We start from the raw sequence: 25,665 nt of genomic DNA, 5'->3' as shown, positions 1-25,665 counted from the left end.
AGATGAACACTGATTTAATCGTAATTGGTGGTGGACCAGGAGGATATGTTGCGGCAATTAGAGGAGCTCAACTTGGATTAAATGTTGTAATTATAGAAAAAAATGAACTTGGAGGTACTTGCTTAAATACAGGTTGTATCCCTACAAAGACATTATTTAAGGATGCACAAATTTTAAATTATTTTAAGCATGCTGAAGAATATGGCATAAAAGTTGAAAAATATGAACTAGACTTAGAAAAAGTACAATCAAGAAAGAAAAAGGTAGTAAAAACTTTAACCAGTGGCGTAAAAGGGCTTTTAAAGGCTAATAAAGTAGTAATAGAAAAAGGTGAAGCAAAACTAATAAGTAGAGATTCTGTAGAAGTCAAATTGGAGGATGGGTCTAAGAAAATAATTAAAGGTAGAAATATTTTAATTGCATCTGGTTCAAAATCTTCTAAGCCACCAATAAAAGGAGCTAATTTAGAAGGTGTAATAACAAGTAAAGAAGCCTTAGAAATGAATAATTTGCCTAAGAAAATTGTAATCGTTGGAGGTGGAATTATAGGAATTGAGTTTGCAGGAATCTTAAACGAATTTGGTTCAGATGTGACTATTGTTGAGTTTTTGGATACTATAATTCCTATGGTTGATAAAGAGGTATCCTCTAGATTAAGTAAATTGCTAAATAAAAGAGGAATTAAAATAATAATTTCATCAAAAGTAGAAGAAATATATAAGAATGGCGAAGGATTAGTTGCAGATATAAGTAAGAATGGAGAAAAAACAAAAATAGCCTGTGACAATATACTTATATCAACAGGAAGGGAACTTGATGTAGATGGGTTAAACCTAGAAGGTATAGGTATAAGATATGATAAAAAAGGAATAAAAGTTGATGAAAATTATTGTACTTCTGTACCAGGAATATATGCAATTGGAGATGTGATTGGAGGAGTGATGCTTGCACATGTTGCATCTGAAGAGGGGAAAGTTGCTATTGAACGAATGGTAGGAGAGAAAACGAGTGTAGATTATAATTTAGTGCCAAATTCAATTTTTACTTTTCCAGAGGTGTCTACAGTTGGATTATCTGAAGAAGAAGTTAAGGATAAAAATTTAGATTATGTTGTCAGTAAATTTCAGTTTTCTGGAAATGGGAAGGCGCTTACAATGAATGATTCAGAAGGCATGGTTAAGATAATTGCCTCAAAGGATAAAACTACAATATATGGCGTTCATATTATAGGACCTAATGCTAGCGATTTAATACATGAGGCTGTGGTTGCAATGAAAGCCATGTTGACAGTTGAAGAAGTTGCAAGTATTATGCATGGACATCCAACTTTATCAGAAGCTTTTTTAGAAGCATCCATGGGAATATTAGATAAATCAATACACATGCCACCTGTGAGAAAATGATGTTGTAATAAATAAATGTAAGAATAAGAAGTGGTTATATATAGGTAAATTAAGTTGAAAACAGTTGTATAGAAAAAATAGTCAAATATTAAAGAAGGAAGTATATAATATGAAATTAAAAGTATTTGAAAAGCCTTTGTTTGTTGAAGAACTAACTTTCAGGATAAATATCAACTTAATAGAAAAATACTTACAATTAGATTATGAGATTTGGGTTAAGGGTTTAGAATTATTAGAGGGATTTGCTGGTTCTGAGATATGGATTAGTGAAAGTAATCCAGGAGAAATAACATCAATAGTATATTGGACTGATTATAAGTACTATAAAAATATTGATAAAAATTGGCTCTATGCTAGAAAGAAAAAAATGTCTGAACTGATGGGTGAGGGCCATTTAGAGTTTATAAAGGCAGAACACGAAATCAATAAAAGGTACAAACTTGTAGAGTGCAAAGAATAAGATTGAGTGTCACTAAAAACTATACATAGATAATATTGTGGTCAAAATAAATATCGTTCAAGTTAGCTGATATGATGGGAGCTACAACGATTGTTACTATTAGAGCTATGAATAGAGAGGTTACAGATAAAGAATTAGAGTCTGCTACGATGGGAAATGCATTGTCATCTATAATAGTATCTATATTTAGTTCAATACCAACTATACCTTCATGCATAATAGGAGGTGTTACTTTAGCAGATGGATTTATAATAGGTTCTCCTAGAATTTATTTGCTGATATATAATTTAAATAACCCCTTTTAATGTTTATTAGATAGTCTACCATAAATATTAAAAGGGGTTATTTGGTATATAAAAATTATTTGTAATAAAGTAAGATATATTAATAAATATGATAGAATATATATTATAAATTAAATTTTAGAAATATAAGGGGGGAACTTTGAGTTCTTATAGATTTCTTATATTATAAGAACCAATACTTTATGCGGGATTTATTAAATGTAACACTTATAGCAATACTTGTTTTGATAAATGCTTTTTTTGTAGCTTGTGAATTTGCTATGGTAAAGCTTCGTAGTTCTAGGATAGATACTATGATAGCTGAAGGCAATAATAATGCAATAAGATGTAAAACAATAAAAGACAATTTAAACTCCTATCTTTCAGCATGTCAACTTGGAATAACACTCTGTTCACTTGCATTAGGTTGGATGGGAGAATCTACAGTTAAAGAGTTAATTTTACCAATAATAAGTATCTTTAATCTTAGTGAAAGTATTATATATACCATATCAATTTCTATTTCATTTTTAATTATAACAATGGTAGAAGTTGTAATAGGAGAATTGGTTCCTAAAGCTTTAGCACTTTATAATACGGAAAAAATAATGTTAAGTACATCTTTTTTATTAATAGGATTTTATAAGTTAACATATCCAGTAATATATTTTTTCAACCTAAGTACTGATTTATTTCTTAAACCATTTGGATATTCACAAGCTGATGAGGTTGATGAGCCACATACAGGTGATGAAATAAGGTTATTAGTGGAAGAAAGTTATAGAAGTGGTCTTATAGATGAATCAGAACAAAGATTTGTTGATAATATTTTTGAATTTGAGGAAAAGAAAATTAGAGAAATAATGGTGCCTAGAACTGATATGGTATGTGTATATGAAAGTGATTCAGAAGAAAAGATATTATCTACTTTAAAAGAAGAAGGTGTCACAAGATATCCAGTATGTAGAAAAAATAAAGATGATATATTAGGTTTTGTACATATAAGAGATTTATATAATCAAAAGATAAATGAAAATAAAATTGAACTGAAACAAATATTGAGAGATATTATATACATATCTGAAAACTTAACTATAGATAAGGCTCTTGAGAGAATAAGAAAAGAGAAGCTTCAACTTGCTATAGTAGTTGATGAATATGGTGGTACATCTGGAGTGGTTACAATAGAGGATATACTAGAAGAGATAGTTGGAGAAATTCAAGATGAATTTGATAAAGAAGAGACTCATATTAAGAAAATAGGAGCAGGTTCTTATTTGGTTGATGGAACTGAGTCGATTAACTATATTAACAAGTATTTTGGGCTTGATATAGAACATGATGGGTTTGACAGTATAGGTGGATGGATATCCTATATGCTAGGTTCAAATATTAAAGTAAATCAAAGTGTGACTTTTGAAAACTATAATTTTACAATATTAGAATTGGATAAATTGAGGGTTGTAAAATTAATCATAAAAAGTGTAATATAATTATATCAAAAAATATTGGAGGAATTGTATGCAAAAAGTAGAAGGAATTATTTTTGATATGGATGGAGTTTTGTTTGATTCAGAGAGAATATCTCTTGAATTTTGGATAGAGACATTTGAAAAGTATGGATATACTATGACTAAAGAAATATACACATCAGTTATGGGAAGAAATCGTAAGGGTATAATAGAAGGTCTTACAAATATATACGATAGTTCTGTTCCAATAATAGATTTGTACGATGAAAAAACTAAAAACATGATTGAATTTATGGATAGAGAAGGAGCACCTATTAAATTAGGAGTTAATGAATTAATCTCATTCTTAAAGGAAAGTGGATATAAAATGGCTGTTGCAACATCTACAAAAAGAGAAAGAGCAGTAAAGAGGTTAGCCAAAGCAAATTTAAAAGAGTACTTTGATGCTATAGTATGTGGGGATGATGTTGTAAACTCTAAGCCAAATCCAGAAATATTCTTAAAAGCAGCAAAAAAAATAAATATAGAACCACAAAATTGTATTGTTATAGAGGATTCCCCTATGGGTGTGGAAGCTGCATATAATGGTGGTATAAGATGTATAAATGTACCAGATTTAAAAGAACCAGACGAACAGATTAAAGCACAATCACATAAGATACTTGAAAACTTATTAGAGGTTAGAGAATACCTAAAAAGTTTGAATTCTAAAACATGTAATAATCTATAATATAAAATATTAGATTAAATAAATTAAATATAATTTCTTCGATTTAGAATAAATCCATGAATATGAGAAAAAATAATTATAAACAATTAGGAGGAATATTCATGGATAATTCAGGTTCTCTATTATATTTTTTATTTAATTTTTTCTTGTATGGTTTTATAGGTTGGATAATTGAAAACTTATACAGTTATTATACACAAGGACATTTTCAAGAGGATGGATTTTTAAATGGCCCATTTAAACCAATGTATGCAATTGCAATGTCGATTATAATCGAGGTCTCAAGATTTATTGACCCAAATAATATATTTGCATTGCTTTTATTATGTTTAGTGGTACCAACAACAGTAGAATACATTACAGGTATACTTATGAAAATATATTTTAATAAGGTATATTGGGATTATTCTGATTACAAGTACAATAGTAGAGGAATAGTATGTTTAAAGTTTTCTATGTACTGGACTATACTGACTTTTATTGGGGTAAGATATTTTCAAGTATATATAATTGACAATTTGTATCGACTTATAATGCCTTATTGGCCAATTCTTGCAACTGTGCTATTGGTAGCACTGTTTGTAGATGAAATTTTTACTATAAAACTATTGAGAGGAAATAGAGATATAGTGGAAAGGTAATTTTAAAAGTATAGGTTAAACTTAGATTGTAGTAGAAAGAAAGCTATGTTAAAATGATGAAATCATTTAAAATTAGCTTTCTTTTTTATTTGATGAATTTATTTGAGAATATTATAATAGGTTATAAAGTTTTCTATTTAAATCAAAATAAAATATAGAAAATAGGGAGTGATTTATAATGAGTAAAGTAAGATTTGGCATTATTGGGACAAGCAATATAGCAAAAACATTTCTAAGAGCTGCTTTTAGGATTAAAGAATTTGAATTGGTTGCTATATATTCAAGGGATTTAGAAAGAGCTAAGGAATTTGGAGAGCCATATGGAGTAAGTATTTTTTTTGATGACTTAGAAAAAATGGCTAAATCAAGTGATATAGATGCTATATATATAGCTTCTCCAAATGCTATACATTCAAAACAAGCTCTTACTTGTTTAAAATACAAAAAACATGTACTTTGTGAGAAATCATTAGCATCTAATTTAAAAGAAGTAAAACTGATGATAGAAACAGCTAGAGACAATAATGTACTTCTTATGGAAGCTATGAGAATTACATGTGTTCCAAACTTTAAGGCAGTTAAAGAAAACTTATACAAAATAGGAAAGATAAGAAGATACTTTGGAAGTTATTGTCAATATTCTTCAAGATATGATAAGTATAAGAATGGAATTATAGAAAATGCTTTTAAAAAAGAGTTATCGAATGGTGCATTGATGGACATAGGAGTGTATTGTATACATCCAATGGTAAATCTATTTGGAGCTCCAAAATCAGTAAAAGCAATTTCTCATATACTTCAAACTGGAGTTGATGGAGAAGGCTCAGCTATATTTAAATACGATGATATGGATGCAATAATTCAGTATTCAAAAATAGCTGATTCTTATATACCATCTGAGATACAAGGAGAAGAGGGAAGTATAATAATTGAAAAACTGAATCTATTTGAGAAAGCTATTATAAAGTATAGAGATGGAAGAGAAGAAGATATATCTATTTTAAAAGAAAAAGAAGAGGAAAAACCTAGAGAAATAGAAGGTATGTACTATGAACTTGTTGAGTTTATAAGTCTTATAAATAACAATAAAATAGAGTCTAAAATAAATTCTTATGAAAACTCAATAATTGTAATGGAACTTATGGATGAGATAAGAAGACAATGTAATATTGTTTATCCAGCTGATAGTATGTAATTTATATTGTAAAGTATTGATAATATATAAAAGTGTGAGGAGATGTATATGTATAATATAAAGTGGGCTATATTGGGACCTGGGGCTATTGCTTCAGAGTTTGCACAAGCTATGAATAAGTTAAATTGTAGCATGTATGCAGTTGCTTCAAGAAGTATTGAAAGAGATGAGAATTTTGCAAACAAGTTTGGGATAGAAAAAGTGTATGATGATTATGATAAAATGTTAAAGAATGAGGATATAGATGTAGTGTATATATCTACTCCACATTGTAACCATTATGAATATATAATGAAAAGTTTAGAAAATGGAAAACATGTTTTTTGTGAAAAAGCTATAACGGTAAATGGAAGTCAACTAAGAGAGATTGTAACCTTAGCTAACGAAAAAAATTTGATAGTGGCAGAGGCAATGACTATTTATTACATGCCTTTATATAAAAAATTAAAACATAGTAGAGTCTGGAAGTTTGGGAAAAATTAAAATGATACAAGTATCTTTTGGAAGTTGTAAAGAGTACGATGTTAATAATCGATTTTTTAGTCAAGATTTAGCTGGAGGGGCATTACTTGATATTGGTACATATGCACTTTCATTTACTAGATACTTTATGTCAACTCAACCAAATGAGATTTTAACAACTGTTAAAAACTTTGAAACGGGTGTAGATGAACAATCTGGAATAATTTTAAAAAATTCTAATGATGAGATGGCTGTAATATCATTAACTATGAGGGCGAAGATGCCTAAAAAAGGTGTTGTTGCAGGTGAATTAGGATTTATAACTGTAGAAAATTTCCCAAGAGCATCGAAAGCAACAATAACTTATACAGATGATGGAAGAGTTGAAAATATAGAATGTGGATATACAGAAAAAGCTTTAAAATATGAAATTGAATATATTAATAATTGTATCTTGAATAAAATAAAAGCTGATACTATAGAATTGTCTGTAGATGTTATGAACTTAATGGATGAGATAAGAAAACAATGGGGATTAAGGTATACTTTTGAGTAAATTTAATTTTAGATTAAGTTAAAATGTATACATATTTAAGTATTAAAATGTCAAATTATAAGTATAAAAAAGTACTAAGAAGAGACTCTCTCTTAGTACTTTTTTTCTGTTTTTTTTACAATTTTGTAACAGTATCAAAAAAAGTTTTGGCGATTTTATTACAATTTTGTAGTTGAATATATACATCAAAACTAATATTATTAATAATAACATAAATTTGAATATTTTTAGAGGAGAGAAAATATGAGAAAATTGATATACTTTATTACTCCGTTTATAATAGGCGTAGTATTTTTATTTGGGCTAGACAAATTTCTTGATTCTAAAACTGATGAACTTTTGAGGGAGAAAAATCTACTTCCAATTATGGATGATACTTTAAGTGATATAAAGGACAAAGGTGTTATAGCAAATAATCATTTTTTAAGAGAAAAGGATATTATGATTTTGGGGTCATCAGAACTTGGTAATTCAACAAAACAACATCCGAAGTACTATTTTAATACGGATAGGAGCAAAAACAAGGTGTTTGCAATTGGGAGAGCCTATACTCAGACATTACAAGATGCTGCAATATTAGGAAGTATGAATCCTAATATTGATAATAAGAAAGTTGTCTTGTTAGTTTCTATGCAATGGTTTATGGAGAAAGATGGGGTAACAAGCCATCATTATCAATCTAGATTTTCACCAATACAATTTTATAGATTTTTAGATAATCCAAAGATATCTAAAGAAAATAAGATTGAATATGCAAAAAAATCAAGCAAACTATTGTGGGGAAGTGACGAGTATAAAGCAGAGGCACTATATGCAAAGCTATATGAACCTAAGACCTTGTCAGAAAAAGCTGAGAAGGTGATTTTAGAGCCTTATTTTCAAGGAAGAAAGTATTGTATAGCTCTTAAAGAAAAAGGGATACTTTATAAAAAATTAATTAGGCTAGATGAAAGAAGAAAAGGAAAAAGAAAAGGGTCAATAAATTGGTCACATGAGAGAAAGAAAGCTATTGAAGATGCTAAAAAAAGAGTTGGTAAAAATCCATTAAATATTGATAAATATTATTATCAAATGCATTTTAAGGATGGTATAGAACAATTTAAAGGAAGAGACAAAGACGTAGACTTGTTAACTTCTAAAGAGTTTGACAGTTATAAACTTATGCTAAATGTCTGTACTGACTTAGATATTAAGCCAGTTGTTGTACTAATCCCAAGTATGGGTAAATTCTATGATTTGACTGGTATATCTGAAAAAGAAAGAGACCAATACTATGATAAAGCACAAAAAATAGCAGAAAGTAAGGGTTTTGAAGTTCTAAATCTTAAAGATAAAGGGTCAGATAAATATTATTTAAGAGATGTAATGCATCTTGGTACGAAAGGATGGGTAGATGTCTGTGAGAGATTATTTAAAATATTTAAAGAGCAATAAAGAATTGGTAACTAGTATTTGTTTAACTATGGTTATAATATTGGCGATAGGAGTACTAACATTTACTCCATTTAAAGAATTGCCATTTATTTATAACGGATTTTAAAGGAGCATTTTTATATGAAAATTATTGAAGGAATAAAAAAATATTCAAATACAGATAGAATAGCACTAATGTGTAATGGAAATAAACTTTCTTATAAAGATTTAAATCAATATTCAGATGCTATATCAGTTTTTCTAAAAGATGTATACAAAGAAGAAGATACTCCAATAGTGATTTATGGAAATAAAGAAAATATGATAATGGCGTGTATGATAGGAGCTTTAAAATCAGGTAGAGCATATGTACCTCTTGACATTAGTTTTCCAATAGATAGAGTTTTTGAAGTTACTAAAGAGATAAAACCAAAGGTATTATTTAATTTTAGTGATGAAAAAGATTTTGGAGATATCAATGTAATTGATATGAACAAGCTAAATGACATAATAAATGAATATCAAGGAAAATCATTACATAAAGAAAACTGGGTAAAAGATGATGAAAATGCATATATACTATTTACTTCAGGAAGTACAGGAAAGCCAAAAGGGGTTCAAATAAGTTCAAACAATTTAGATAGCTTTTCGGATTGGATAAGTCCATATCTAAATATAGATGGAAGTGAAAAAGTAATAATGAATCAAGCAGCGTATTCTTTTGACCTTTCAGTTACAACTATATATCCTGGTCTTATTCATGGAGCGACATTATTTTCAATATCAAAAGATGTATTAGCAGATTATAAAGAGCTATTTAGACAGTTTAGCATGTCAGATATAGCTGTATGGGTGTCAACTCCTTCTTTTGCAGGTGTATGTATAACAGAAAAAGAATTTAATAGTAAAATGCTTCCTAAACTTGAGTCGATGATATTCATAGGAGAAGCACTTTCAAAAAATCTTACTAAGGAACTTATGAGTAGGTTCCCAAATACAAGAGTCATCAATGGATATGGACCAACTGAAGCTACTGTTGGTGTAAGTGTAAATGATATGACTAAAGAAGCCATAGATGATGAAAAAAGTCTTCCAGTTGGATATCCTATGTCAAACTGTAAAATAAAAATACTTGGTGAAGATGGAAATGAGCTTGAAGAAAATGAAAAAGGTGAGATTATAATAATTGGACCATCAGTTTCTAAAGGTTACTTTAATAATAAAGAAAAAACTGACGAAGTATTCTTCTATGATGAAATAGATGGTGTAAAATGGAGAGCTTATAAAACTGGAGATATGGGATATCTTCTAGATGGAAATATATACTATTGTGGGAGAAAAGATTTTCAAATAAAATTAAATGGATTTAGAATTGAAATAGAAGATATAGAGAATAACTTAAGAAAAGTACATAATGTAAAAAATGCAGTAGTTTTACCAATATATAAGGATGAGAAAATTGCTTACTTAAAAGGTATTGTTGAGTTAAATGAAAAGAATGATTTAAGTAACATTAAAAATGGGATGATAATAAAAAAGGAATTGGGAAAATATATACCTTCATATATGATTCCAAGAAATATTTCAATAATCTCTAAGTTTCCAACAAATATCAATGGTAAAATAGACAGAAAGAAACTTATGGAGGAAATTTAATGATTTTTTCACAGTATGGAGATTATTTTTATCTTTATATATTATTATTAACATCAATACCAGCAGTGATTTTAGGTCTAATGGGTAAGAATATAAAGTATTATGGTATGTTGGCAAGTTTATTTATGATATTCTTAATTGTAGGGATAGATGTCCAACTAAAATACCTAGTAATATTTATTATTCTTGAAGTTATAATAGTTAAAGGATATGAATATGTAAGAAGAAAAACTAAAAATAAATACATATATTGGGGATTCTTGTTTGCATCAATGCTCCCAATAATAATAAATAAAATATCTCCAGTTACTTCTTTTGGGATAATTGGATTTATTGGAATATCATACTTAAATTTCAGAACTATACAAATGGTTATTGAAATTTATGATGGAGCTATAAAAGAAGTTAAAATTTCAAAGATGCTTTATTTTATGCTATTTTTTCCAACATTAAGTTCTGGTCCTATTGATAGGTCAAGACGTTTTGAGCAAGATTTGGAAAAACAAATATCTAGAAAAGAGTATCTAGAAGAATACTTACTGCCTGGAATAAAAAATATTGTTATGGGTGTAGGTTATAAGTTTGTTATAGCATTTTTGATAAATACATATTGGGTATCCAGAATACCTAAAGATATGAGTTTTATAAATATTTTAAGTTACATGTATGCATACAGTTTATACCTATTCTTTGATTTTGCAGGGTATAGTTTGTTTGCTATAGGTGCAGGATACATATTTGGAATACAAGTACCAATAAACTTTGATAAGCCATTTATAAGTAAAGATATGAAGGAATTCTGGACAAGATGGCATATAAGTCTTTCAAGATGGTTTGGAGATTATATTTTTTCAAGATTTGTTATGTCATCAATGAGAAAGAAAAGATTTAAGAAAAGAACTACTGCTGCTCATGTAGCTCAGATGATAACCATGATAACGATGGGATTTTGGCATGGATTAACATGGTATTATGTTGCTTATGGAGTATATCAAGGGCTGGCACTTGTTTTGACTGATATATATCAGAGAAAATCTAAGTTTTATAAAAAACATAAAAAAGAGAAATGGTTCGAGAGAGTTCAAATTTTCATTACATTCCACATTGTATGTTTTGGATTACTGATATTCTCAGGTTATTTAGCTTAATTTTAAGGAGGCAGATTTATGCAAGAAACAGTTATAGAAATATTTGAAGATGTATTAGGGACTGATGAGATAAGAGAAGATTTAGACCTTAACTTATTTGAGACAGAGCTTTTAGACTCATTAGCTATAATTGAAGTTTTACTTGAAATTGAAAATAGACTAGGAATAGAACTTCAGCCAACTGATTTAGAGAGAAAAGATATGTCTACTGTAAATAATTTAGTAAAATTCTTGGAAACAAGAAAATAAATTAATAATTAAGTTTTAAATATTAATTTATAAAATAAAGTTTTATAAAGTCCATCTGATATTAATATTTGATGGACTTTTTTTATTATAATATACATTATTTTAAATTGAACTTTAATTGAGTGAAAATGTGTATCATGGAATAATAATTTTGTAAAGGTAGGTATTATTGTAATATTATAGGAGAAAAATATACATATTTAGGAGGAAAAGTGATGTCTTTAAATTCAATAGATAGAAAAAAAGAAATACTTAAATTATTAGATTCAAAAGGTAAAGTAAATACAAAAGAGTTAGTAAAAAAACTAGAGGTATCATCAGAAACAATAAGAAGGTATTTAGAAGAGTTAGAAAATGAAAATAAATTGAAAAAGGTTTATGGTGGTGCTATAAAAATAAATTATGGGGTGATTGAACCAGCACATATAAAGAGAAATAGTACTAATTTGGATAAAAAACAGAGTATTGCTAAATATGCATCTAAATTTGTGAATGATAATGAATCAATTGTCATAGATGAAGGTACTACTAATTTACAAATTGTGGATTATATAGTATCTGTAAAAAATTTAAAGGTTATTACAAATTCTTATCCTGTACTATCAAAGTTGATTTCCTATGAAAGTCAAGGTTTATTTGATGGGGAAGTTATATTTATTGGGGGAAAAGTAAATTTAAAGCATCAAAGAACAGCATGTCAAATGTCAATAGAGACTATGAGAAACTTATATGTGGATAAAGCCTTTATATCTAGCGAAGGTATACTTGATAGCTTTGGAATTAGCAGTATAGACCAAAATAAAGCATTATTGTCAAGAGAATATATAAAAAATTCAAAAGAGAGTTTTATATTGTGTGATAGTTCCAAAATTGGAATTGTCAGTATGTATAAGATAGCAGAGTTAGAAGAATTGGATTTTGTGATTTGTGATACAGAACCTCCAAATGAATGGAGAGATAAATTAAATGAAATAAACATAACATGGATAGAAGCAAAATAAATACAATAAAATTATAAAATGTAACTAGCTCATAGATTTATATTAAAAAGGAAATTTCAACTTATAATTTGGAGTTTTGTGAAGTTTTTATATGGAATAGTAAAAACAAGTATAACCAAGTAAAAACAATTAAAAACACAAAAATTCTAAAAGAATCTATGGAGGCTATAAATATGAAAAAGATATATGGAGAAAAAATAAAGGCAGTAGTATTTGATTGGGCTGGAACAACAGTTGATTATGGATGTTTTGCACCTCTTAATGTATTTATAGAGATATTTAAAAGAAGAGGTATAGATGTAACAATGGAAGAAGCAAGAAAACCTATGGGAAAATTAAAGATAGACCATATAAGAGAAATGTGTGAAATGGATAGAATAAAAAACCTTTGGTCAGAAAAATTTGGCAAAGCACCAACTGAAGAAGACGTAAATAAGCTTTATGCTGAATTTGAGCCAATGTTATTTGAAACATTAGAAGAATATACAACTCCAATTCCTCATGTTGTCGAAACTGTTGAGAAATTAAGAAAGAATGGATTAAAAATAGGTTCTACAACAGGTTATACAAGAGAAATGATGAACATAGTTGAACCAAACGCAGCAAAAAAAGGATACTCACCAGATTTTCTTGTAACTCCATCAGAAGTATCTCAAGGAAGACCATATCCTTGGATGTGCTATAAAAATGCTGAAGCTCTAGGGGTATCTCCTATGAGTTCTATGGTAAAAGTGGGAGATACAATCAGTGATGTAAAAGAAGGCGTAAATGCAGGAATGTGGAGTGTTGCTGTAATAAAAGGTTCAAGTGAGTTAGGACTTACACAAGAAGAAGTGGATAACATGGATAAAGAAGAACTAAAAGCTAAGATGGATGCAGTTTTAAAGAAATTTAAAGAAGCAGGTGCACATTTTGTAATAGAGACTATGGCTCAATTAGAAGATGTCTTAGTAAAAATAGAAAATGAAACTATTAAGTCAGACTTTGTACCAGAAAATGATTACATATTGCTTACACCAGGACCACTATCTACTACTAAATCAGTAAGAGCATCTATGCTAAAAGACTGGTGTACTTGGGATGTTGAATATAATGACTTAGTGCAGGATGTTAGAAGAAGATTAGTATCTCTAGGAACAAAAAATACAGATAAGTACACAAGTGTATTAATGCAAGGAAGTGGAACTTTCTCAGTAGAGGCTACAATAGGAAGTACTATTCCAGAAGATGGTAAACTTCTTGTAATTGCAAATGGGGCATACGGAAAGAGAATGAAAGATATATGTAATTATTTAAATATAGAATTTATTGATTGTACATTTAAAGATGTAGAGGCAGTTGATTTAAATGTAGTAGAAAATTTATTGAAGGAAAATAAAGATATAACACATATATCAATGGTTCACTGTGAAACTACTACAGGTAGATTAAATCCTATACAAGAAGTAGGAAAACTTGCAAAAGAATATAATAAGATTTATATAGTTGATGCTATGAGTAGTTTTGGAGGAATTGAGATTGATGTTGAAGACTTTAATATAGATTTTTTAGTTAGTAGTTCTAATAAATGTATACAAGGAGTACCTGGATTTGGTTTTATAATAGCTAATAAAGAAGAATTAGCTAAATGTAAAGGTATAGCTAAGTCATTGTCTCTTGATGTGTATGCACAATGGGATACTATGGAGAAGAATAATGGTAAATGGAGATTTACTTCACCTACACATGTTGTAAGAGCTTTTTATCAAGCATTATTGGAGTTAGAAGAAGAAGGTTCTGTTGAAAAAAGATATGCTAGATATAAAGAAAATCAGTTTACAATAGCATCAAGATTAAAATCTTTAGGTTTTGACACTTTGGTAAATGATGGTGCCCAATCACCTGTAATAACAACTTTTTTATATCCTAAAAATGCAAAATTTGAATTTATGGAATTTTATACGTATTTAAAAGAGAATGGATTTGTTATTTATCCAGGAAAATTGACTGATATAGACACGTTTAGAATAGGTAGTATAGGAGAAGTTTATCCAACTAATATGGAGAGATTGGCTGATGTAATCGAAAAATTCATCAATATGTAGAATAGGATGAATTGTAAATTATTGTAGAGTTTAGAGAATAATATTTTAGAGGTTTATATAACAAATATATATAAAGATTGAATAATAGGGATGTATCTCACTTAAATCATAAATCTAAATAATTTAGATTTATAGTTTGAATAGAGTGTTTTCCCTATTATTTTTTTTATTATTTATATAAATTAAAATAGAACTTAAATGAAGGTTGTTTTACTGAATATAATTATTATACTTGACAACGTAACAATGTTTTGTTATATTAGTTTCAAGGATAAAATACATTAAGGAAAGGATATCATTATGAATGAAGGATTAAGTTCACTAAACTTTAATGGAGTTGGAAAGTGTAAAGGTGGAATTTTTGATAGTGTTAATGTAGCAGGAACAGGAAAAATAGAAGGAAATATAAAATGTAGTAAATTTGATTCTTCTGGTTCAGCAAAAGTGCTTGGAACAACAGAATGTAATGAATTTTTTACATCAGGTCTAAGTAAAGTAGAAGGAAATATATTGGCATCAAAAGTGGAGATATCTGGACTTCTTAGATGTACAGGAGATATTAATTCTATTGAAATTGATACGGGCGGAATTATTAATGTTGAAGGAAATATAAAGTCGGATATTATTCATGGAAAAGGATATTTAAAGGCCAATGAGAATATAGATTGTGAAAATATCAATTTAAGTGGAATTTTAAATTGTAACGGATTTTTAAACTGTGAAGAAATTAATATTAGTTTGAATGGAATTTCTAATTTTAATGAAGTTGGAGCAAGTAGGATAAATGTAAAAAAAGGTCATGGAGACTATTGTAAAAAGTTTCGTATGTTGGAGAAAAAGCCTATAAACTTTGAAAAAGTATCTTCAAATTTAATAGGTTTAGGTCTATTATCAATTAGAACATATACAGAAAGTAAGTTATTTGCAAATATTATAGAGGCAGATGAAATAAGCTTAGAAAATAGTGAAATCAAGGTTGTAAGAGGCAAAAATATTAAAGTAGGTAAAGGTTGCTATATAGAAAGTTTGGAGTACAGTGAAAGTATAGAGATTGATGAAGATTCAATAGTTGCTGAAATAAAGAATATAAATGAGACAGTAAACTTAAAGAAAGATAAGTAATAAATAGTTTTAAAAATAAAATTTAAAATGAGGTAATAATATGGAAAAAGGGTCTATAAAAATACTTGGAGAAGGATTTATAAGTAGTGGTGAATATGAAAGCATAAAAATCATGGGAAGTGCTAAATCAAAAGGAAATATAACAAGTGATGAAGTAAAAGTGTTTGGAGATTCAAAGTTTGAAGGTGATATAAATATAAAAAACTTTGTTGTAAATGGAAAAGCTGTTATAAGAGGCAATCTTAAAGCTGAACGTGTAAGGGTGAATGGTCAACTTAGTATAGATGGAGATGCAGAAATAGATGACTTGGTTATAACTGCTCAACAGAAAGTTGATGGCAAACTGAAATGTAATAATGTTACAATAAAAGGACAATTAAGTGTAAATGAAAATATGTATGCACAAGATATAAAAATATATGGTGAAATGAGAAATAAAGCAAATATAGAATGTGAAGATATAAAGGTATATGGAGCTATAAAATGTGATGGTCTTTTAAATGGAGAAAATATATATGTTTATTCAGGAGGAGGCTCTTATTGTAAGGAGATAGGTGCAACTAATATACAAATAGGAAGAAGTAAAAATGCTTTTCAATTGATTAAAATTATTAATATTTTTTCTGGAAAATTTAAATGTGATTTGATAGAGGGAGATACTATTGAATTAGAGGATGCATCAATAAAAGATATACGTGGGAAAAATATATCTTTAGTAGATAATTGTGATGTTGGAAATATTGAATACAGTGATAATTTATCAGTTTCAGATAATTCTACTGTAAAAAACAGTATAAAGGTGGGCTAGAGAAACTATGGAAGAATTAATATCTAAGAAAGATTTACTGAGCAAAACTAATATATCTTATGGGCAATTATATAGATGGAAGAGAAAGAATATTATACCAGAGGAATGGTTTATAAAAAAATCAGCTTTTACAGGACAAGAGACTTTCTTTCCAAGAGATAAAATACTAGAGAGAATAGAACTAATATTATCTATGAAAGAAGAGACTTCTCTTGATGATATTGCAAATATGTTTATGAAAAAAGATACTAATAAAGAGTTCGATATTGATTTTATTCTCAGTAAAGAAGTAATATGTAATTACACAAAAGAAATATTTCAAAACTTATATAAGAAAGAACAGAATATAGGTAAAAAAGAACTACTTATATTGAATATAATAGAGAAATTTTTAGTTAAATCAACGATAACCTTTGAAGAATTAAAATTAATAGTGAACATAATAGAAGAAAATTTTACAGCAATATACAATGAAAATGGTAAAATTTATTTGTTTAGAAAGTTTGGAGTTCCATTTGTAGTGGGATGTTTAGATTATAAAAAAGTAAGGTTTGAAAAAGATGTAGTTAAAATTATTGAAATCGATTTGATGAAAGAAATAAATGATATTAGTATAAGATTATCATAGTAGGTTATCCTATCTAATTATCTCATATAAATTTAGACGATGTATTATAGTTTTGAAGGAATAATAAAATGAACCATAAAGGATTACTATAAATGTTCAAAGTATATTTTATATCTATAGTAATATTTATGGTTCATTTTATTGTTATCAAGATAATATGGTATTTATAAAAATGTTTGCTATAAATATCATAGATTATTTAAATACAATGATTATCTTAGTCTATTCAAATAATGAGTTTTTAAAATCTAAGAAATATCCTTGTGGATGAAGACATACAGGACAAGCCTTTGGTGCTTCTTTACCAACATGTATATGTCCACAATTTGTACATATCCATTGAATATCTTCATTTCTTCTGAATAAAGTACCTTCTTCTAAGTCAGTAGCATACCTACCAAATCTATCACCATGAACTTTTTCTATTTCAGCTATGTTTTCAAATAATTTAGCTATAGCTTCAAATCCTTCTTCACGTGCTGTTTTACCAAAATTCTTATATACATCATCCCATTCTTGAAGCTCATTATGTTGTGCAGCTTTAAGATGTTGTGCTGTTTTGTCGTATAAATCTACAGGATATGCTCCTGATATACTTATGTTTTCACCAGAAAATTCTTTTAATTTAGTAAAGAATTGTTTTGCATGTGATTTTTCTTGGTCAGCAGTATAATTAAATAAAGATTCTATTATATACAACCCTTCTTTTTTTGCTACAGATGCAGAAATATTGTATCTATTTCTAGCTTGACTCTCTCCTGCGAAAGCTCTTAATAAATTTTCTTTAGTTTTACTATCTTTTAAATTCATATTCTACCTCTCTATCACAATAAATTTTTACAATATTTAATTCTTTTTATTTATTATTCCAATAGAAGATATAATTATGCTAAGTTTAGTCAGCATTTTTAAAATTGTCATTGATTTTTTTTAAAATTCTAAGAAATTCTTGTTTTTCATTTTCTGTAATATTATGGTATGCAGTGTCTTTTACTTGTGTTGAAATACTGTCAAAAGTATCCTCTATAAGTAATGCCTTTTTCGTAAGTTTTATATATGTAATACGCTTGTCATTGGCACATTTTTGTCTTTCTATATATCCTAGATTTATGAGTTTATTAACCAACACTGTGACAGTGGACTTATCCTTTCCTATTTTAGTTGCAATTTCCTTCATTGTAAGTATTCTATTGTTTTCATAAAGTGCAGTTAAAATATTTCCATGAGTAGGTATTAATTCATCTAGACCATTTTGACTAAGTTTATTTTCAATGAATTTAACCATATTAGCCTTTGTTTTACTTATGAAATGTATAATATATTTATCTTCCATAAATTAATCTCCAATCTTTAATTTATTTAAATTAGTTTGACATAAAACTATTTATAAACTATAATTAGTTTAACATAAAACTAATTGTATTGGGAGGAAATTTATGAATAAAAAATTTAAATCATTATATATTACAGAAGAAGAAGGCGGTTTTAAGAGAAATATAATTGAAAGAGAAATAGATTCATTACCAGAAGGAGAAGTTATAATAAAGGTAAAATTTTCTTCTCTAAATTACAAAGATGCACTTTCTGCAAATGGAAATAAAGGTGTTACTAGAAAATATCCACACACACCAGGAATTGACGCATCTGGGATAGTAGAATATAGTAGTTGTGATGATTTTAAGGTTGGAGATGAAGTTTTAGTAACAGGTTATGATTTAGGTATGAATACTTCTGGTGGTTTTTCAGAATATATAAGAGTTCCTTCTAGCTGGGTAGTGAGACTTCCAAAAGACCTTTCATTGAAAGAAGCAATGGATTATGGTACAGCAGGATTTACAGCAGCTTTATCTGTATATAAATTTATAAACTCTGTAGATAAAGATATGGGAGATGTATTAGTTACTGGTGGTACTGGAGGAGTTGCAGTAATTGCAGCTAAAATATTGATTAAATTAGGTTATTCAGTTGTAGTTTCAACAGGAAAATTAGAAGAACAGAAAGATGTATTGCTAAATTTAGGTGTTAAAGATGTTATACATAGGTCAGAAGTGGATGATAACTCAGGTAGACCTCTACTTAGACCAAGATGGGCTGGAGTAATAGATACAGTAGGAGGTAATACTTTATCAACAGCAATAAAGACAACTAATTATTGTGGAGCAGTGACAACTTGTGGTAATGCAGGTGGAATTGAGTTTACAAGTTCAGTGTATCCATTTATCTTAAAGGGAGTTACTTTATATGGTATAGATTCTGTAGAATGCCCAATGAATGTAAGATTAAAGATATGGGATTTATTATCTAATGAATGGAAATTAGATGATTTAGATGATATGGTAAATGTAGTATCATTAGAGGAATTAAATAATAGTATAGATTTAATAATGGCAGGAAAGCATGTAGGAAGAACAGTAGTTGATTTAGAAAAAATATAGATAGCCAAATTAAATTTATAAATATAATTTTAGAATATTAAGAAAAAATGAGATACCTTAAAGTTATTTAGGAGTATCTCATTTTGATTTTTATGTAAAGGATTATTCATGAACAATTAATTCAAACACATCAGGTCTTGAATAATGACCTTCTGAGTCAAAATCTAATCTGCTAAGAACTATTTTTTCTAGGTCTAAATCAGCTATTAACATTTCTTCTTTATTGAAAATAGGCCCTGCTACGTATTTTCCAAAAGGGTCAACTATACAGCTTCCTCCTGGACACATAATTTCTGGCTCTACATCTAATTCTTTATAGTAATTAAGGTCAGTTGGATACATATTTTTTTCAACATATTGATTACATCCAATAACATAACATCTTCCTTCTAAAGCAATATGTTTCATAGTTGATTGCCATTCTTCTCTTGAGTCTGCAGTAGGAGCTATATAAAGTTTTACTCCTTTAGCATAAAGAGCTGTTCTAGCTAATGGCATATAGTTTTCCCAACAAATCAAGCCCCCCATTTTTCCATATGGAGTATCAACTACTGTAAGGGTACTTCCATCTCCTTCGCCCCAAATACATCTTTCTGTTCCTGTAGGTTTAAGTTTTCTGTGTTTACCAATAAGTTTACCTTCTGGAGAGAAAAATAAGTTTGTACAATAAAGAGTACAGTTTATATCATTACCATCTCTTTCTGTTATACCCATTGATAAGTATACTCCTGCTTCTTGAGCTGCTTTTCCTAATAAATCTGTTGTAGCGCTAGGAACTGGCACAGAATTATCATAGTATCTTTTCCAATCTTCTCTACCTTCCATCGTTCTACTTCCAACAACAAATCCAAATGAAAGACCTCTTGGATATGCAGGTATGAATGCTTCTGGAAAAACTACAATATTTGCCCCTTTTTTACCAGCTTCTTTAATTAATCCCAATGCTTTTTCAACTGTTTTTTCTAAGTCCATTATAATTGGTGATGCCTGAACAACAGCTATTCTTACGTTTTTATTTTCTTTGTTCATAAAAAACCTCCTGAGAATATTTAAATTTATTGATTTGAACAGACTACATCAAATGATTTTGATAAGTAAAGTATTTATATTCTGAATAATGATGTAACTGTATACTTAAAATGATACATCATGATTTGAAAAATTACAATTGTGCAAAAACAATCAAGTTCAAATATTTAATTTCACTATTTCACAACCCCTTTTTTAGCTATATAGAGCGCATTAAATTGTTTTATTTATAATGAATAGTATTTATTTCTTAGCGAACAATAATTAAAAACAAAAATTTTGAATGAATAAAGTCTAAAGAAACAAATTTAATACAACATAATATAATTAAAAAGAAAATAATAAAGAAAATTTATAAAAATAGACAACCTAAGGAGAATTTTATGAAAGAAAAAATTTATTACAATGGAAATATCATCACAATGGAAGATTCAATATGTGGAGATGCTATTCTTATAAAAGATAAAATAATAAAAAAGATAGGAACAAAAGAAGAAATACTTGCTTTAAAAAATAAAGATACAGAAATTATAGATTTAAAAGGTAAGACATTGATGCCTTCTTTTATTGATTCACATAGCCATTTGATAGCTTTTGCTACTACGCTAAAATTAATTCCTTTAGAAGATGCAACTAGCTTTAAAGATATAGTAAAAAAAATACAGGATTTCAAAGAGAAAAATAACATAAAAAAAGGTGAATGGATAATTGGATTTTCATATGATAATAATTTTGTAGAAGAAAATAGGCATCCAGATAAAGATGTACTTGATAGTGCCTCTTCAGAAAATCCAATACTAATTTCACATGCTTCTGGTCACATGGGAGTTGCAAACACTCTAGGATTAAAGCAACTTGGTGTTACTCATGAAACACAGGACCCTGAAGGTGGACATATTGGTAGAATAGAAGGAAGTAAAGAACCAAATGGATACTTAGAGGAAAATGCATTTTTTAATGTATCATCTAAAATAAAACAACCATCACCAGATGAGATTTTTAAATCAATTGAAAAAGCACAGGACATATATCTAAGTTATGGTATTACAACAGCTCAAGAAGGTTTAATGGCAGAGAATCAGTTTAATCTTCTAAAAGCTATGGCAGGTCAAAAGAAATTAAAGATGGATATTGTAGGATATGTGGATTTGAAAAAAAGTAAGTCTATAGCAGATGCAAATAGAGATTTTGTAAAGAAATATACAGATAGATTTAAAATAGGTGGATATAAGATATTTTTAGATGGTTCTCCACAAGGTAAGACAGCTTGGTTAACCAGACCATATGAAAATTCAGATGATGATTATTGTGGATATCCTATATATAAAAATGAAGAAGTAGAGGAATTTATAAATACTTCACTAAAAGAAAAAATGCAACTTTTAACTCATTGTAATGGAGATGCAGCAGCAGACCAGTTGATAGATTCATTTGAAAAAGTTTTAAACTTAGAAGAAAAAAATAATAAAAATGGTGTAAGACCAGTTATGATACATGCTCAAACAGTAAGAGAAGACCAAATCGATGATATGAAGAAAATAAGTATGATACCTTCATACTTTGTGGCTCACACATACTATTGGGGTGATATTCATATCAAAAACCTTGGAGAAGATAGAGCATTTAAGATTAGCCCACTTAAGACAACTATAGAAAAAGGTTTAATTTACACTCTACATCAGGATACACCAGTAATAGCTCCTAATATGTTTGAAACAGTATGGTGTGCTGTTAATAGAATTACGAAAAGAGGTGTGCAAATAGGAAAAAATGAAAAGATAAGTCCATTAGAAGCTTTAAAGGGCGTTACTATAAATGCAGCATATCAATATTTTGAAGAAGATAAAAAAGGTTCAATTAAAGAAGGTAAACTAGCTAATTTGATAATAATAGATGAAAACCCACTTACAATCGACCCTATGAAAATAAAAGATATTAAAGTATTAAAGACTATAAGAGAAGGAGAAGTATTATATTCTTTAAAATAGATGTAAATTATGTGAGATTGTTACCATATAAAAATAGACTTAATTAATAAATAGGTAGAACTAAATAAGATTGTAGTTAAATCAACAATTTATTATGTTGAAGATTTATCAGTATAATCTTATTAATTCTACCTTCTTAAATAAATATGAATTTATTGAGTTATCTATGTAGTATGTGAGATAATGGTCTATGAAACAATTATGTATATTACTTTACTTTCAATTTCATTAGGATTTCCCCATTTATGTCTCATGCCAAATGGAATTTTGACACTATCCCCTTCGTTTAGTTGGAATACATCATCTTCCAAGTTAAGTTGAACACTTCCTTTAAGAACATATGCTACTTCATCTCCATCATGTCCATTTTTTTCTTTACAATAAGATTTAGGAGCTAAGTTCATAATTGCAAACTCAAATTCATTGAATGGATTGCTTGATAACATTTCATATAAAATATCTTTTGAGTCTGGCAGAATTAATATTCTTCTTTGATTATTTCTAACAATTAGCTCCAGATTATCTATAGAAGGAATAAAAAAATTGACTAATGGTACATTTAAAGCATTTGAAATTGATTTTAAAAAACTTATGGATGGATTTACACTTCCTTTTTCTATTTGGCTTATTAATGAAGGTGTAACTTTAATTAATTTAGACAAGTCTTTTATACTGAGATTCTGTTTTTTTCTACATAAAGTCAATTTCTTACCTATATTTGAATTGTTCATTTAAATCCTCCTATTAAAATAAATGATTTATAAAGAATTATATCATAAGGTAAAAAAATTTATATGAAAGCGAATAATTACATAAGATTGATAAAGAAAAAGTCAAAATAGATAATTGATTAGCAAAATCGATATAATTATAATGAAGTTAACTATAGAGATAGTAATCAAAAATTAAATTATATTAATTTAATTAAATATAATTTGACAATATATAAAAAAGTGAGTAAAATATAACTAAATAAATGAAATAAAAAATATTTCTTAACCTCAGACAGAAAATATATTATCAAAATTATTTGAGATTAAGAGAGAACGTCCAATCTTAAGTACTGAGGAGGAAAAAATGCTTGATATAAAAAGAATAAGAGAAAATTTAGATTGTATAAAAAAAGCTATGGAAAGAAGGGGTGAGAAAGCCTTTAGTCTTGATGAAGTAGTTAAGTTAGATGATGAAAGAAGAAAAATTCTTCAAGAAGTTGAAGTCATGAAAAATGAATTAAATACAGCATCTAAAAATATGCCAAATCTTATAAAAGAAGGTAAAGATGTAGAAAATGAAAAGGCTAAGTTAAAAGATTTATCTGATAAGATTAAAGTTATAGACCAAAAGCTCAAGGAAGTAGAAGATAAGATGGAATATTTGTTAATGAGAATACCAAATGTACCCCATCCAGAAGTGCCACAAGGTGAAACTGATGAAGATAATATTGAAGTAAGAACTTGGGGAGATACTACTAATTTTGACTTTAAATCTAAAGCACATTGGGAAATTGGAACAGAACTAGGTATACTTGACTTCGAAACAGCAGGTAAAATAACAGGTTCAAGATTTACTCTTTATAGAGGATTAGGAGCTAGGTTAGAAAGAGCCTTATTAAATTTTTATTTAGACACAAATACAACAGTAAATGGATATACAGAGATTATTCCACCATTTATGGCAAATAGAAATAGTTTTCTAGGTACAGGTCAACTACCTAAGTTTGAAGAAGATATGTTTAAAATAGAGGGATTGGACTATTTTTTAATTCCGACATCAGAAGTTCCTTTGACCAACATACATGCGAATGAAATACTTAAATTTGAACAATTACCAATAAATTATACAGCTTATACTCCATGTTTTAGGTCAGAAGCTGGTTCTGCTGGAAGAGATACAAGAGGATTGGTAAGACAACATCAATTTAATAAAGTAGAAATGGTTAAAATAGTAGCACCAGAAGAATCTTATAATGAGTTAGAAAAGCTTACTAACAATGCTGAGAATATGTTACAATTATTGAAATTACCATATAGAGTAGTAAAGATATGTACAGGTGATTTAGGATTTACAGCTTCTTTTAAATATGATGTAGAAGTTTGGATGCCAAGTTATAATAGATATGTTGAGATTTCATCTTGTTCAAACTGTGAAGATTTCCAAGCTAGAAGAGCAGGGATAAGATTTAAAAGAGATAAAGATTCTAAAGCTGAATATGCACATACATTAAATGGCTCTGGTTTAGCTATTGGAAGAAGTGTTGCAGCTATATTAGAAAATTATCAACAAGAGGATGGTTCTGTAGTTGTTCCTGATGTTTTAAGACCATATATGGGAGTTTCTATTATTAAATAAGAGTAAATTATGTACTTTTAAATAATACAATAAACTAGAAAAAATTAAAAAATAATAATAAATATAAAAAAGTGTACAAACTAATGAATATTGATATAGTGAGCTATCATATGAAAGAGTATGTACATTTTTTTATTTATTAAATTTACTGAAAGATAAATAATTTACAAGTAGAAAGGAATCTTTTATGAAAATTCAAAAGACAGAGTGGGGATATATCGAATGGAAACATACTTATGATGAAAATAATCATAAACAAGCTATGAATATATATATTGCAGTAACTATGCAAGGTAAAAAACATTTTAACCATGTTCATTATGGTCAAGAACAGATGATATATATTTTAGAGGGGGAAGGTTTGTATATCATAAATGGAGTATGGAAGCCATTTTATCAAGGGATGATTTTTTATATAGAATCTGGTAGTACACATGAAACTATAAATACAGGCGATAGACCAATAAAAGAACTTATTGTTTCAAATAATGTAAATGATGCAGGAGAGAGTGAAGTCATAGATATTAATCCTAATAAATATCTAAAGAAAAC

26 protein-coding genes are annotated in these 25,665 nt (G+C 28.1%); 22 read left to right on the top strand and 4 right to left on the bottom strand.

Annotated elements, in window-relative coordinates; all coding sequences use genetic code 11:
• Positions 1-2: 2 nt before the first annotated feature.
• The 18 genes from lpdA to Q3304_RS18240 all read left to right on the top strand — a co-directional run bounded on the left by lpdA (position 3) and on the right by Q3304_RS18240 (position 17,312).
• On the top strand, positions 3-1,403 hold the full coding sequence (lpdA, locus tag Q3304_RS18325; RefSeq protein ID WP_407814691.1) for a dihydrolipoyl dehydrogenase: 1,401 nt from the start codon (positions 3-5) through the stop codon (positions 1,401-1,403).
• A gap of 109 nt (positions 1,404-1,512) precedes the next feature.
• Positions 1,513-1,863, top strand: coding sequence for a TIGR03792 family protein (locus Q3304_RS18320; protein ID WP_407814690.1), 351 nt, complete (start codon positions 1,513-1,515; stop codon positions 1,861-1,863).
• 71 nt (positions 1,864-1,934) lie between these two features.
• The gene (locus Q3304_RS18315; RefSeq protein WP_407814689.1) at positions 1,935-2,168 is read left to right on the top strand and encodes a hypothetical protein; all 234 of its coding nucleotides are present in this window, start codon (positions 1,935-1,937) and stop codon (positions 2,166-2,168) included.
• Positions 2,169-2,350: 182 nt separating this feature from the next.
• Complete coding sequence (locus tag Q3304_RS18310) at positions 2,351-3,640, top strand: hemolysin family protein (RefSeq protein WP_167640392.1); 1,290 nt, start codon at positions 2,351-2,353, stop codon at positions 3,638-3,640.
• A 28-nt stretch (positions 3,641-3,668) separates the two neighbouring features.
• On the top strand, positions 3,669-4,349 hold the full coding sequence (locus Q3304_RS18305; protein ID WP_054271438.1) for an HAD family phosphatase: 681 nt from the start codon (positions 3,669-3,671) through the stop codon (positions 4,347-4,349).
• Between the two features lie 101 nt (positions 4,350-4,450).
• The gene (locus Q3304_RS18300; protein WP_407814688.1) at positions 4,451-4,990 is read left to right on the top strand and encodes a putative ABC transporter permease; all 540 of its coding nucleotides are present in this window, start codon (positions 4,451-4,453) and stop codon (positions 4,988-4,990) included.
• 178 nt (positions 4,991-5,168) lie between these two features.
• On the top strand, positions 5,169-6,185 hold the full coding sequence (locus Q3304_RS18295) for a Gfo/Idh/MocA family protein (RefSeq protein WP_243193319.1): 1,017 nt from the start codon (positions 5,169-5,171) through the stop codon (positions 6,183-6,185).
• A 48-nt stretch (positions 6,186-6,233) separates the two neighbouring features.
• Complete coding sequence (locus Q3304_RS18290; protein ID WP_407814687.1) at positions 6,234-6,668, top strand: Gfo/Idh/MocA family protein; 435 nt, start codon at positions 6,234-6,236, stop codon at positions 6,666-6,668.
• Between the two features lies 1 nt (position 6,669).
• Complete coding sequence (locus Q3304_RS18285) at positions 6,670-7,203, top strand: hypothetical protein (protein WP_407814686.1); 534 nt, start codon at positions 6,670-6,672, stop codon at positions 7,201-7,203.
• Positions 7,204-7,446: 243 nt separating this feature from the next.
• Complete coding sequence (dltD, locus tag Q3304_RS18280; RefSeq protein ID WP_407814685.1) at positions 7,447-8,637, top strand: D-alanyl-lipoteichoic acid biosynthesis protein DltD; 1,191 nt, start codon at positions 7,447-7,449, stop codon at positions 8,635-8,637.
• Between the two features lie 120 nt (positions 8,638-8,757).
• The gene (locus Q3304_RS18275; RefSeq protein WP_407814684.1) at positions 8,758-10,272 is read left to right on the top strand and encodes a D-alanine--poly(phosphoribitol) ligase; all 1,515 of its coding nucleotides are present in this window, start codon (positions 8,758-8,760) and stop codon (positions 10,270-10,272) included.
• The gene (dltB, locus tag Q3304_RS18270) at positions 10,272-11,420 is read left to right on the top strand and encodes a D-alanyl-lipoteichoic acid biosynthesis protein DltB (protein WP_407814683.1); all 1,149 of its coding nucleotides are present in this window, start codon (positions 10,272-10,274) and stop codon (positions 11,418-11,420) included. Before Q3304_RS18275 ends, dltB begins: the two co-directional genes overlap by 1 nt.
• A gap of 18 nt (positions 11,421-11,438) precedes the next feature.
• Positions 11,439-11,669: a D-alanine--poly(phosphoribitol) ligase subunit DltC gene (dltC, locus tag Q3304_RS18265; RefSeq protein ID WP_003422749.1), complete on the top strand. Its 231-nt coding sequence runs from the start codon at positions 11,439-11,441 to the stop codon at positions 11,667-11,669.
• A 215-nt stretch (positions 11,670-11,884) separates the two neighbouring features.
• Positions 11,885-12,670, top strand: a complete 786-nt coding sequence (locus Q3304_RS18260) for a DeoR/GlpR family DNA-binding transcription regulator (protein WP_407814682.1) — start codon at positions 11,885-11,887, stop codon at positions 12,668-12,670.
• Between the two features lie 173 nt (positions 12,671-12,843).
• Positions 12,844-14,754 (top strand): 2-aminoethylphosphonate--pyruvate transaminase, encoded by a 1,911-nt coding sequence (phnW, locus tag Q3304_RS18255; protein ID WP_407814681.1) that lies wholly within the window; start codon positions 12,844-12,846, stop codon positions 14,752-14,754.
• A 300-nt stretch (positions 14,755-15,054) separates the two neighbouring features.
• A complete protein-coding gene (locus Q3304_RS18250) occupies positions 15,055-15,876 on the top strand; it encodes a polymer-forming cytoskeletal protein (protein ID WP_407814680.1) in 822 nt (273 codons plus the stop codon).
• Positions 15,877-15,916: 40 nt separating this feature from the next.
• The gene (locus tag Q3304_RS18245; RefSeq protein ID WP_407814679.1) at positions 15,917-16,684 is read left to right on the top strand and encodes a polymer-forming cytoskeletal protein; all 768 of its coding nucleotides are present in this window, start codon (positions 15,917-15,919) and stop codon (positions 16,682-16,684) included.
• Positions 16,685-16,691: 7 nt separating this feature from the next.
• Positions 16,692-17,312, top strand: coding sequence for a YhbD family protein (locus tag Q3304_RS18240; protein ID WP_054271428.1), 621 nt, complete (start codon positions 16,692-16,694; stop codon positions 17,310-17,312).
• A 222-nt stretch (positions 17,313-17,534) separates the two neighbouring features.
• On the opposite strand, the gene rbr is transcribed toward Q3304_RS18240, so the two are convergent.
• Together rbr and Q3304_RS18230 are read right to left on the bottom strand one after the other, a co-directional pair.
• Entirely contained in the window at positions 17,535-18,122 is a 588-nt protein-coding gene (gene rbr / locus Q3304_RS18235) for a rubrerythrin (protein WP_054277428.1), read from the bottom strand.
• Between the two features lie 85 nt (positions 18,123-18,207).
• Positions 18,208-18,645 carry a MarR family winged helix-turn-helix transcriptional regulator gene (locus tag Q3304_RS18230; RefSeq protein ID WP_407814678.1) on the bottom strand — a complete coding sequence of 146 codons (438 nt, stop codon included), beginning with the start codon at positions 18,643-18,645 and terminating at the stop codon, positions 18,208-18,210.
• A gap of 103 nt (positions 18,646-18,748) precedes the next feature.
• On the opposite strand from Q3304_RS18230, the gene Q3304_RS18225 reads away from it, so the two are divergent.
• The gene (locus tag Q3304_RS18225) at positions 18,749-19,747 is read left to right on the top strand and encodes a YhdH/YhfP family quinone oxidoreductase (protein ID WP_407814677.1); all 999 of its coding nucleotides are present in this window, start codon (positions 18,749-18,751) and stop codon (positions 19,745-19,747) included.
• Between the two features lie 102 nt (positions 19,748-19,849).
• On the opposite strand, the gene Q3304_RS18220 is transcribed toward Q3304_RS18225, so the two are convergent.
• Positions 19,850-20,776, bottom strand: a complete 927-nt coding sequence (locus Q3304_RS18220) for a carbon-nitrogen hydrolase family protein (RefSeq protein WP_054271424.1) — start codon at positions 20,774-20,776, stop codon at positions 19,850-19,852.
• A 383-nt stretch (positions 20,777-21,159) separates the two neighbouring features.
• Between Q3304_RS18220 and Q3304_RS18215 the strand changes: the two genes are divergently transcribed.
• Positions 21,160-22,764: an amidohydrolase gene (locus Q3304_RS18215; protein WP_074179761.1), complete on the top strand. Its 1,605-nt coding sequence runs from the start codon at positions 21,160-21,162 to the stop codon at positions 22,762-22,764.
• Between the two features lie 188 nt (positions 22,765-22,952).
• On the opposite strand, the gene Q3304_RS18210 is transcribed toward Q3304_RS18215, so the two are convergent.
• Positions 22,953-23,495 (bottom strand): helix-turn-helix domain-containing protein, encoded by a 543-nt coding sequence (locus Q3304_RS18210; protein ID WP_054277425.1) that lies wholly within the window; start codon positions 23,493-23,495, stop codon positions 22,953-22,955.
• Between the two features lie 346 nt (positions 23,496-23,841).
• Here Q3304_RS18210 and serS point away from each other — a divergent pair, with 346 nt between their 5' ends.
• Both serS and Q3304_RS18200 read left to right on the top strand, forming a co-directional pair.
• Complete coding sequence (gene serS / locus Q3304_RS18205) at positions 23,842-25,113, top strand: serine--tRNA ligase (protein ID WP_407814676.1); 1,272 nt, start codon at positions 23,842-23,844, stop codon at positions 25,111-25,113.
• 187 nt (positions 25,114-25,300) lie between these two features.
• Positions 25,301-25,665 (top strand): cupin domain-containing protein (locus tag Q3304_RS18200; protein ID WP_407815456.1); only part of this gene is annotated, 365 nt, incomplete at its 3' end.

The sequence above is a fragment of the Clostridioides sp. GD02377 genome, assembly GCF_045899875.1.
Taxonomy (GTDB): Bacteria; Bacillota; Clostridia; order Peptostreptococcales; family Peptostreptococcaceae; genus Clostridioides; species Clostridioides difficile_A.
This window is presented reverse-complemented; position numbering and strand designations above follow the sequence as displayed.

Bases quoted from the DNA above. Each gene is read 5' to 3' on its own strand.
- Q3304_RS18285 (WP_407814686.1), top strand. From the start codon at position 6,670: ATGATACAAGTATCTTTTGGAAGTTGTAAAGAGTACGATGTTAATAAT.
- phnW (WP_407814681.1), top strand. From the start codon at position 12,844: ATGAAAAAGATATATGGAGAAAAAATAAAGGCAGTAGTATTTGATTGG.
- Q3304_RS18315 (WP_407814689.1), top strand. From the start codon at position 1,935: ATGATGGGAGCTACAACGATTGTTACTATTAGAGCTATGAATAGAGAG.
- Q3304_RS18215 (WP_074179761.1), top strand. From the start codon at position 21,160: ATGAAAGAAAAAATTTATTACAATGGAAATATCATCACAATGGAAGAT.
- Q3304_RS18210 (WP_054277425.1), bottom strand. From the start codon at position 23,495: ATGAACAATTCAAATATAGGTAAGAAATTGACTTTATGTAGAAAAAAA.
- Q3304_RS18290 (WP_407814687.1), top strand. From the start codon at position 6,234: ATGTATAATATAAAGTGGGCTATATTGGGACCTGGGGCTATTGCTTCA.
- lpdA (WP_407814691.1), top strand. From the start codon at position 3: ATGAACACTGATTTAATCGTAATTGGTGGTGGACCAGGAGGATATGTT.
- rbr (WP_054277428.1), bottom strand. From the start codon at position 18,122: ATGAATTTAAAAGATAGTAAAACTAAAGAAAATTTATTAAGAGCTTTC.
- Q3304_RS18250 (WP_407814680.1), top strand. From the start codon at position 15,055: ATGAATGAAGGATTAAGTTCACTAAACTTTAATGGAGTTGGAAAGTGT.
- dltD (WP_407814685.1), top strand. From the start codon at position 7,447: ATGAGAAAATTGATATACTTTATTACTCCGTTTATAATAGGCGTAGTA.
- serS (WP_407814676.1), top strand. From the start codon at position 23,842: ATGCTTGATATAAAAAGAATAAGAGAAAATTTAGATTGTATAAAAAAA.
- Q3304_RS18300 (WP_407814688.1), top strand. From the start codon at position 4,451: ATGGATAATTCAGGTTCTCTATTATATTTTTTATTTAATTTTTTCTTG.
- Q3304_RS18230 (WP_407814678.1), bottom strand. From the start codon at position 18,645: ATGGAAGATAAATATATTATACATTTCATAAGTAAAACAAAGGCTAAT.
- Q3304_RS18260 (WP_407814682.1), top strand. From the start codon at position 11,885: ATGTCTTTAAATTCAATAGATAGAAAAAAAGAAATACTTAAATTATTA.
- dltC (WP_003422749.1), top strand. From the start codon at position 11,439: ATGCAAGAAACAGTTATAGAAATATTTGAAGATGTATTAGGGACTGAT.
- Q3304_RS18275 (WP_407814684.1), top strand. From the start codon at position 8,758: ATGAAAATTATTGAAGGAATAAAAAAATATTCAAATACAGATAGAATA.
- Q3304_RS18305 (WP_054271438.1), top strand. From the start codon at position 3,669: ATGCAAAAAGTAGAAGGAATTATTTTTGATATGGATGGAGTTTTGTTT.
- Q3304_RS18310 (WP_167640392.1), top strand. From the start codon at position 2,351: ATGCGGGATTTATTAAATGTAACACTTATAGCAATACTTGTTTTGATA.
- Q3304_RS18295 (WP_243193319.1), top strand. From the start codon at position 5,169: ATGAGTAAAGTAAGATTTGGCATTATTGGGACAAGCAATATAGCAAAA.
- Q3304_RS18320 (WP_407814690.1), top strand. From the start codon at position 1,513: ATGAAATTAAAAGTATTTGAAAAGCCTTTGTTTGTTGAAGAACTAACT.
- Q3304_RS18240 (WP_054271428.1), top strand. From the start codon at position 16,692: ATGGAAGAATTAATATCTAAGAAAGATTTACTGAGCAAAACTAATATA.
- Q3304_RS18245 (WP_407814679.1), top strand. From the start codon at position 15,917: ATGGAAAAAGGGTCTATAAAAATACTTGGAGAAGGATTTATAAGTAGT.
- dltB (WP_407814683.1), top strand. From the start codon at position 10,272: ATGATTTTTTCACAGTATGGAGATTATTTTTATCTTTATATATTATTA.
- Q3304_RS18225 (WP_407814677.1), top strand. From the start codon at position 18,749: ATGAATAAAAAATTTAAATCATTATATATTACAGAAGAAGAAGGCGGT.
- Q3304_RS18220 (WP_054271424.1), bottom strand. From the start codon at position 20,776: ATGAACAAAGAAAATAAAAACGTAAGAATAGCTGTTGTTCAGGCATCA.